The sequence below is a fragment of the Terriglobia bacterium genome (assembly GCA_020073205.1).
Taxonomy (GTDB): Bacteria; Acidobacteriota; Polarisedimenticolia; order Polarisedimenticolales; family JAIQFR01; genus JAIQFR01.
Map to the genome: position 1 here is coordinate 1 of JAIQFR010000151.1, position 7,899 is coordinate 7,899.

At 70.0% G+C, this 7,899-nt stretch carries 10 protein-coding genes; 5 read left to right on the forward strand and 5 right to left on the reverse strand.

Annotation, left to right across the window (positions count from 1 at the left end):
* From LAO51_19110 to LAO51_19120, 3 genes are all read left to right on the forward strand, one after another.
* A partial coding sequence (locus LAO51_19110) for a hypothetical protein (GenBank protein ID MBZ5640852.1) occupies nt 1–399 on the forward strand: 399 nt, incomplete at its 5' end.
* Between the two features lie 317 nt (nt 400–716).
* A complete protein-coding gene (locus tag LAO51_19115; protein MBZ5640853.1) occupies nt 717–956 on the forward strand; it encodes a type II toxin-antitoxin system HicB family antitoxin in 240 nt (79 codons plus the stop codon).
* Nucleotides 956–1,174, forward strand: coding sequence for a type II toxin-antitoxin system HicA family toxin (locus tag LAO51_19120; protein ID MBZ5640854.1), 219 nt, complete (start codon nt 956–958; stop codon nt 1,172–1,174). The genes LAO51_19115 and LAO51_19120 overlap by 1 nt, the downstream gene beginning before the upstream one ends.
* Nucleotides 1,175–1,228: 54 nt before the next feature.
* Here the strand turns inward: LAO51_19120 and LAO51_19125 are convergent, their stop codons facing one another.
* From LAO51_19125 to LAO51_19145, 5 genes are all read right to left on the reverse strand, one after another.
* Nucleotides 1,229–2,383, reverse strand: coding sequence for an OprO/OprP family phosphate-selective porin (locus LAO51_19125; GenBank protein MBZ5640855.1), 1,155 nt, complete (start codon nt 2,381–2,383; stop codon nt 1,229–1,231).
* Between the two features lie 174 nt (nt 2,384–2,557).
* Nucleotides 2,558–3,832, reverse strand: coding sequence for a glucose-1-phosphate adenylyltransferase (glgC, locus tag LAO51_19130; protein ID MBZ5640856.1), 1,275 nt, complete (start codon nt 3,830–3,832; stop codon nt 2,558–2,560).
* Nucleotides 3,833–3,890: 58 nt separating this feature from the next.
* On the reverse strand, nt 3,891–4,493 hold the full coding sequence (locus LAO51_19135) for a hypothetical protein (GenBank protein MBZ5640857.1): 603 nt from the start codon (nt 4,491–4,493) through the stop codon (nt 3,891–3,893).
* Nucleotides 4,494–4,558: 65 nt separating this feature from the next.
* Nucleotides 4,559–5,863 carry a nucleoside permease nupX gene (locus LAO51_19140; GenBank protein MBZ5640858.1) on the reverse strand — a complete coding sequence of 435 codons (1,305 nt, stop codon included), beginning with the start codon at nt 5,861–5,863 and terminating at the stop codon, nt 4,559–4,561.
* A 20-nt stretch (nt 5,864–5,883) separates the two neighbouring features.
* Nucleotides 5,884–7,107 carry an MFS transporter gene (locus LAO51_19145; GenBank protein MBZ5640859.1) on the reverse strand — a complete coding sequence of 408 codons (1,224 nt, stop codon included), beginning with the start codon at nt 7,105–7,107 and terminating at the stop codon, nt 5,884–5,886.
* 103 nt (nt 7,108–7,210) lie between these two features.
* Here LAO51_19145 and LAO51_19150 point away from each other — a divergent pair, with 103 nt between their 5' ends.
* Entirely contained in the window at nt 7,211–7,672 is a 462-nt protein-coding gene (locus tag LAO51_19150; protein MBZ5640860.1) for a GatB/YqeY domain-containing protein, read from the forward strand.
* 9 nt (nt 7,673–7,681) lie between these two features.
* The coding region (locus LAO51_19155; protein ID MBZ5640861.1) for a hypothetical protein at nt 7,682–7,899 on the forward strand (218 nt) is incomplete at its 3' end.

The following is a 7,899-nucleotide window of genomic DNA, read 5'->3' on the forward strand; positions in this document are numbered from 1 at the left end:
CCGACGGTCTACAACCCGGACCAGGCCGACGCGGACGGCGACGGCCGCGGCGACGCCTGCGATGGGGCGCCGACGGACCCGACGGCCTGGGCCGTCCCGGGCGAGGCCACGGGACTGGTCTTCCCCAGCGTCATCGACGAGACCGCCATGGCGTGGCAGGCACCCGCGGCGCAGGGTGGCACCGTGGTCCTCTACGACTTGCTCCGCAGCGCCGTCGCCTCGGACTTCTCGGCGCCATCCTGCGCGGCCAGGGACCTCACGGCGACGACGGCGAGCGATCCGGCGACCCCGGGCGCGGGGACCAGGTTCTTCTACCTCGTACGATCGAGGAACGCCTGCGGCGGCAATCTCGGGAATCGATCCGATGGGTCCGCGCGGACCGGTGGGGCGTGCCCGTGACGGGCGCTCGAGTCGGGGCAGAGACCGGAGCGGCGCTCCGTTTCGGATCGTCCAAAGCGGCCCTCTTCCTCACCATGCCGTGCCTTCGAAGCGGCTCGGATGTCCGCCTCGGCATGACGATAGCGAGTCGCACGGGGCCGTCACCCGAGTGTCGATGCAGGGCCGATTCGCGCTAGGATAAGCCGTCGCGAGGCGCCGGTTCCTGGCGGCAGGCCTCGAGATATGACGGGCCGTCGCAGCCGTCGTTTTGGCCTCCGGTGCGACGAAAGGAAGCGGAGCGACGGGGGCGCTGTCGCGCCCGGACGCGCGAGGTCACGATGATTCGAAACTACTTGGATGAAGCGTTGAAGCGGGCGCGCTACACGCAGCTCGAGGACGGCACGTACTGCGCCGAGGTGCGTGGCCTCCGAGGCGTCGTCGCAACGGGAGAAACCCTGGAATCTTGCCGGGCCACGCTCCAAGAGGTGATCGAGGAGTGGGTTCTGGTGCGGGTGTCGCGCGGCCTCGAGGTTCCCTCGCTCGGTGGAGCGAAGATTCGAATTCGGAAGGCCGGCTGATGCCGCCGTGGAAGCCGCTGAAGCGCCGGGAGCTGATCGCGGGGCTACGGCGCGCCGGGTTCTCGGGACCGTACTCCGGCGGACGACACGAGTTCATGCAGAAGGGTGGTCTGGTCCTCGCGGTTCCGAACCCGCATCGAGGAGACATTTCGGTCGGGCTGCTTGCCGTGGTTCTCCGTCAAGCCGGAATCTCGCGTCAGGACTGGGAGCGTTTGTAGGGCCTTCTCAAAGAAGCAGGCAAAGACCCCGCCCCGTTCGGCCACACACCGCGTTCAGAAGTTGAGCTGGACGTGGAGCGCCCACTTCTTCTCGTCCTTGGGCAGCTTCGTGGGGTCGCTCACGACCGAGGCGTACTTGTCGTACGTCGTCCCTTCGTAGTCGAGCAGCACGGCCGCGGTTACTCCCTTCTGGAGCCGCGGCCAGTAAGCGACGCCGGCGATGGACCGGGTCTTCGTGGCGTCCCGGGTCTCGTCGGGCTCGTAGTCGTCGTGACGCAGCAGCAGCTCGAAGCCCTTGCCGAGCTTCGGCGTCACCCACGCGGACCAGCCCTTCGAGTCGACGACGGTCGATTGGACCAGGCTCACCGGGAACTTCCTGTCCGGGTCCTGGTCCTTCGCTTCGAGGTATTCGATCCCGGCGTTGACCCGGGCGTGCTCGAAGGTCACCGCGCCGACGAGCCGCCGCTTCACCGCGTCGCGGATGTAGTGATCGAGGTCCGCGAACGCCGCGAACCTGAGCCCCTTGAGGGCCGGCGACGCGGGGACGGGGCGGAAGGCGGCGCGGATCTGGTAGGCCTTCTGGTCGCTCGTCTCGGCTCCCGTGTAGGTCTCGCCGTTGAAGAGTCCGAAGTGGACGTCGCCGTAGCTGCCCGGGAACGAGAACTGCGCGGAGACACCGGTGTCGGCCGTGCCCAGGAGCTTCTCCCGGTCGGTGAAGGCGCTGCCCTGGAACCGGTAGCGGTAGATGTCGTCCATGTAGCCGGGGTACGGCGTCGGCTGGACGCCCAGGCGCACCCACGAGCCCTTCGGGAACCAGTCTTCCAGGCTGAACTGGCCGTAGGCGTACTTCGTCCGGAACACGTAGCTGCCCTTCACGTCGGCGTCCGCCTTGGTTTCCTGCTTGATGTCCGGCGTGAAGCGGAACGAGATCCGGTGGGAGAGGTTGCCGGTGACGTTGATGTACGCCCGGGTGAGGTTGAACGAGCTGGGCTTGTAGGTTCCCTCGCTGTTCGATCCCTGGGGCGCCGTCTGGTAGGTAAAGTCCGCGAAGAGCGTCCCGCCGACCTTGACCGACGGGGTGTCGTCCGCGGGCGCGGACCCGGCCGCAGGGGCCGCTTGAGCGAACGCGGGGACGCACAGGGCGAGCGCCACGGCGCCTCGGAGCGCCAGTCGGGCGAGCGGAGCGACCCGTCGTGTCCTGGAGTCCATGGTGGGGTTTCCTCCTTCAGCGTATCCGTCCGGTGCGGGCTCCGTGGAGTAGCGCATCGTAGCCGAAGACGCTCGGGAGAATCCGGACGTTGGGGGGTCCGATGGTCGCTATTCTCGAACGGGAGGCGCGGAACGGGGAAGGAAGGCGACCGAGGGCGGCCCCTCCGGCATGGATCAGATCGTGGTCCCGTCGGGGACGACCGCGTTCTTCATCACGACGACGATCCCGTCCCGGATCGCCCAGCCGGGCCCCTCCGCGTCGGTGAGCTTGTCCGGGTTCACGATCCGGACGTTCCGGCCGATTCGGGCGTTCTTGTCGATGATCGCGTCCCGGATCAGCGTTCCCTCCCCGATCCCGACCGGGGGCGCCCCGGGCGGCCCTTCGGGCGGGTGCGGGTCGGCGCCCATGAGCAGCGACCGGCGCACCGTGACGCCGTGCAGCACCGCACGGACGCCGATGACCGAATCCTCGACGGTGGAGCCGATCACCAGGCTCCCCTCGGACAGGATCGCGCGGTTGAACCGCGTCCCGCTCACTCGGGCGCCCGGGAGGTACCGCGGGTGGGTGTAGATCGGCCATCCCGGGTCCCCGAACGTGAACGGGGGGTCCGGGCTCACCAGGTCGAGGTGCGCGTCGTAGAACGCGCGGATGGTGCCGATGTCGCGCCAGTAGCCGCCGTAGAGGTGGGCGTACACCTTCCGGCTCGAGACCGCGGCGGGTATGACGTCCCGGCCGAAATCCGCCAGCCGGTTCTCGAGCGCCTCGACCAGGACCTTCTTGTCGAACAGGTAGATCCCCATCGAGGCCAGGTACGGACGGTCCGCCGCGACCCCGCGGCGCTCGAGGAGGTCCCCGGGAACCTCCATGCCGGCCCGCGCCTCCGGCGTGCCCGGCTTCTCGCGAAACTCCACGACCCGGCCGTCCGGCGCCACCCGCACCGCGCCGAACCCGCCGACCTCCTCCGCGGAGCAAGGGGAGACCGACAGGGTCACGTCGGCCCGGTTCTCGACGTGCTCGCGTACGAGGTCTCCGTAGTCCATCCGGTACACGTGGTCGCCGGCGAGGACCAGGACCAGTTCGCCGTACAGCTCGGTCACGATCCTCAAGTTCTGGCGGACCGCGTCGGCCGTTCCCTGGAACCAGGTGTCGTCCTCGGGGGTCTGCTGCGCCGCGAGGATCTGCACGAAGCCGCGGGAGAAGGGATCGAACTTGTAGGTGCGGACGATGTGGCGGTGGAGGGAGATCGAGTTGTACTGGGTCAGCACGAAGATCCGCTCCATCCCGGAGTGGATCGAATTGCTGATCGGGATGTCGATGAGCCGGTACTTCCCCGCGATCGGCACCGCGGGCTTGCTCCGGAGTCGCGTCAAGGGGTCGAGGCGCGCTCCGCGGCCGCCGCCGAGGATCACGGTGATCGCGTCGCGCTCCTTGCCGGTGACGCCGCTCATGCCGACTCCTAAGGCGCGACCGCCGGCGATCCGCGGAGGTCGCCCGTCTCCCGATCCCTCAGATCCTCATGGCTCCGGTGGACAGCCGTTTCCAGCAGGCCGGGCAGTAGCGCTCCCCCTTGCGGTCGATGTCCGCCACCGCCTGCGCGGGAGAGAGGGCGCAGCCGGGGTCGCCGCAGTCGGGGAGCCCGTGGATCTTGCCGACGGCCCTCAGGATCTCCTTGACCAGCCGGGAGCGGTGTCTCGCCGGGTCGGGCTTCCTCCGGTAGAACGCCTCGCGCAGCCGCCGAACCGAGACCAGCGCCGTACGACGCGATGCGTCAAGCTCCAGCATCACGGAGTCGGTGCCCGGCGAGAACAGGTCGAGATCGGTCACCAGGACGACCGCGTCGGGACGGGCGGTCGGAACGGGCGCCGCCCCCGCGGCCCCTCCCACGGTCTTTCGGAGCTTGAGCAGCGGCAGCGCCGTGCGGGCTTCGGCCAGGACCGCGGGAGCACGGAACTGTCCGCGCGACACGTCCTCGGCGGATTTCGGGTGGGGGAGCGGCTCGCGGAGCTCGACCGGCTTCGCAAGGGCTTTCGAAACGCGCGTCGCGGCCTCCTCCACCTCGGCCGCGTCCATCCGTCCGATCGGCGCCACCGCGACTTTCAGCTCGGACACGCTCCACCTCCGAGCGGAACACTCTACGCCACCGGGCGGGGAAGCGTCCACGCCGGGCGGCGAGTTCAGAGCCCGAGGATCGACGGCTGACCGTGGTAGAAGACCCCCGCGATCGCTCCGGTCATCAGCGTCGCGAGCGTAGCGGCGACCAGCGCCTTGAAGCCGACCGCGGCCAGGTCGCCACGACGCGTGGGGGCCAGCGCGGCGGTCCCGCCCACGAAGATCCCGATGCTCGCCACGTGGGCGAACCCGCACAGCGCGTAGGAGAGCACCACGAGGCTGCGGGGGGAGATCGCGCGCGAGGCGGCGAGCGCGCCCAGCCGTTGGTACGCGACGACCTCCGTCAGCACCGCCCGCTCGCCGAGCATCCGCGCGGCGCTCCCGAGGTCCGCCCGCTCGAGTCCGAGGAGCCACGCCGGCGGCGCGAACAGCCACCCCAGCGTCCGGCCGATGCTCACCGGCCCACCGAGGGCGGGCGCCCAGGGCGAGGTCAGCTTCACCAGCGCCAGGTCGAGGATCGCGACGAACCCGAGAATCGCGATGAGCAGCGTCGCGATCCCGGCGGCGAGCTTGAGACCGTCCCACGCGCCGGCGGCCAGGGCGGACATCAGGTTCGCCTCCCGGCCGGACTCGTCGATGGGCGGGACCTTCCCGAGGGTGGCGGGCACCTCGCGCTCCGGGAACACGAGCTTCGAGGTCAGCACGGCGGCGGGGATGGCGATCACCGAGGCCGAGATCAGGTGCCCGGCGATCAGGGGGAACGAATTCCTCAGGAACATGATGTAGATGGCCAGCGTGGTCGACGCGGTGGTGGCCATGCCGCACGTGATCACGTTCATCAGCTCGGATCGCGTCATCCCCTCGAGGTACGGCCGCACGACGAGCGCCGACTCGACCCCGACGAAGATGTTCGCCGACCCGGCCAGCGCTTCGGCGCCCGAGAGCCCCATCGTCCGGTGGAAGAGCCTTGCGAACAGCCGGACCACGGGTTGCATCACCCGGAGGTGGTAGAGGCCGGCCATCAGCGCCGAGAAGAAGATCACCGCCGGGAGCACCTGAGCGGCGAACACGAATCCGATCGAGCGGTCCCCCGACGGGGAGACCTCCCCGGGAGAGAGCGACAGCGGGCCGAACACGAAGCGAGTCCCGGCGGTGCCCGCGTCGAGGATCGCGATCACCAGGTCGTTGACGCCGAGGAGCAGGGCGCGCGTCGGCGGGAGCCAGAAGACCGAGGCGCCGAGCACGGCGAGGAGCACCGCCGACCCCCGCACGGTCCTCCACGGAACGGGACGCTTGAACCCCCCGGCGGTCCAGGCGGCGAAGGCCAGGACGACGCAGCCACACAGCGAGCCCAGGTTGAGCCAGGACATCGTCTCCATGATAACCGGGGTCAGCGAGCGGGAGCGTGCCGCGGAGGCGAAGGGAGTCGGGACATCGCGATCGCGGAAACCGTCGCCAGCGCGAACATCGTTCCCCACAGGGCGCTCGCGCCGAGCCGATCCAGGAGCTCCGTGCCGAGCCAGGGGGCGATGGTGAATGCCAGGCCGAACGCCATCGAGTAGAGGCCCATGTATTCCCCGCGCCTCTCGGCGGGGGCGACCTCGGCCGCGTACGCCGACATCCCCGGGAGCAGGATCATCTCGCCGAACGTCCAGATCACCACCGTCGCCATCACCGACCACGGCCCACGGGCGAGGGCCAGCGCGCCGAAGCCGGCGGCCGTGAGCATCGCCCCGAGAGCGAGGGTGCGTCCGTGCCGCCAATGGGCGGTGGACGTGTTGATCTGGACCTCGAGGAACACGATCATCAGCGTATTGACGGTGAACACCAGGCCGTAGAACGACTCGGGGAGCGAGAGGTCGCGCACCAGGTAGAGCGGCATCGCGGTCGCGTGCTGGAAGAAGACCACGCCGACCGGGATCGCGGCCGCGAGGAAGAGGAGGAGCCTCGGGTCCCGATGGGCGGGACGGGAGGTCTTCACGGGCGCCGGGGCCGCACCGCCGTCGGCGGCCTCGCGGTGGGCCCGCGCCGGGGCCGCCGCGGCGCCGAACGCCGTGAGCACGACCCCCGCGAGGAGCGACGTCGTGCCGTCCACCACGAACAGGGCCCGGAAGGAGCGCGTGGCGAGGAAGCCTCCCACCGCGGGCCCGACGCTCATCCCCAGGTTGATCGCCAGCCGGTTCAGGGCGAACAGCGCCTTGCGCCGCTCGGGCGGGACGAGGTCCGCGAGGACCGCCAGGCTCGCGGGCCGGAACGACTCGGTCGTGAAGGAGAGGACCGCCGTGGCGGCCAGGAGCGATCCCCAGGTTCGGGCCAGCGGGAAAGCCAGCAGCGCAGCGCCCGAGGCGAATAGCGAGAGCTTCATCACGCGGAGGTGCCCCAGCCGGTCGCACAGCCGGCCCGAGAGCGGCGCCGCGACGAGGGCGACGACCCCGTAGAGGGTCATCGCGAGGCCGGCGCGACCCGCGGGGAACCCGACGTACCGGACGATGTAGAGCACCAGGAACGGCAGCACCATGGTCCCACAGCGGTTGACGAGCGTCACCGCGAACAGGATCCAGGCCTGCCGGGGAAGGCCGGCGAGCCCCTTCCAAGGATTGGGGACGATGGCCAAACACGGACTCCGCGCGCGGAGTGGACCGGCGCTCTTTCATCTTAGCCCATGCGCCACGCCGACCGAGGTTGTCCTATCATGCGTCGGAACGGGGGAGACCACCATGAGCCTCAAGGACCGGATCGGCGAGGACATGAAGGCGGCGATGAAGTCCGGGGAGAAGGACCGCCTCGGCGTCCTGCGGATGATGCGGGCGAAGGTGCTCGAGGTCGAAGTCGCGTCGCGGGAGAAGCAGGGACGGGACCACCAGGCGACCGACGTCGAGGTCGTCGAGGCCCTCTCGTCGTACGCGAAGCAGCGGAAGGACTCGATCGAGGCGTTCCGTCAGGCCGGGCGCGAGGACCTCGCCTCCCGGGAGCAGATCGAGCTCGCGATCGTCCGCGAGTACCTGCCGCGCCCGCTCACGGACGACGAGGTCCGGGCGATCGTCGTCGAGGCGATCGCGGAGGCGGGCGCGAAATCGGCGAAGGACATGGGCGCCGTGATGAAGCTCGTGATGCCCCGCGTGAAGGGGAGCGCGGACGGGAAGAAGGTCCAGGAGATCGTCCGCTCGCTGCTCGCCTGAGGAGACGCCGTGGCCACCCGAACGAAGCCTCGCTCCGCGGCCGAGCCGAGCCCGCGCGTCGAGTTCCGCCCGCTGACCGCGGACCGCTTCTTTGACCTCGAGGCGCTCTTCGGAGAGCGCGGCGCCTGCGGCGGGTGCTGGTGCATGTGGTGGCGGCTCGCGCGCGCGGAGTTCAACCGGCAGAAGGGTGCCGGGAACCGGCGGGCGATGAAGCGGATCGTGGATTC

Bases quoted from the DNA above. Each gene is read 5' to 3' on its own strand.
- glgC (MBZ5640856.1), bottom strand. From the start codon at position 3,832: ATGAGCGGCGTCACCGGCAAGGAGCGCGACGCGATCACCGTGATCCTC.
- LAO51_19140 (MBZ5640858.1), bottom strand. From the start codon at position 5,863: ATGTCCTGGCTCAACCTGGGCTCGCTGTGTGGCTGCGTCGTCCTGGCC.
- LAO51_19115 (MBZ5640853.1), top strand. From the start codon at position 717: ATGATTCGAAACTACTTGGATGAAGCGTTGAAGCGGGCGCGCTACACG.
- LAO51_19120 (MBZ5640854.1), top strand. From the start codon at position 956: ATGCCGCCGTGGAAGCCGCTGAAGCGCCGGGAGCTGATCGCGGGGCTA.
- LAO51_19150 (MBZ5640860.1), top strand. From the start codon at position 7,211: ATGAGCCTCAAGGACCGGATCGGCGAGGACATGAAGGCGGCGATGAAG.
- LAO51_19125 (MBZ5640855.1), bottom strand. From the start codon at position 2,383: ATGGACTCCAGGACACGACGGGTCGCTCCGCTCGCCCGACTGGCGCTC.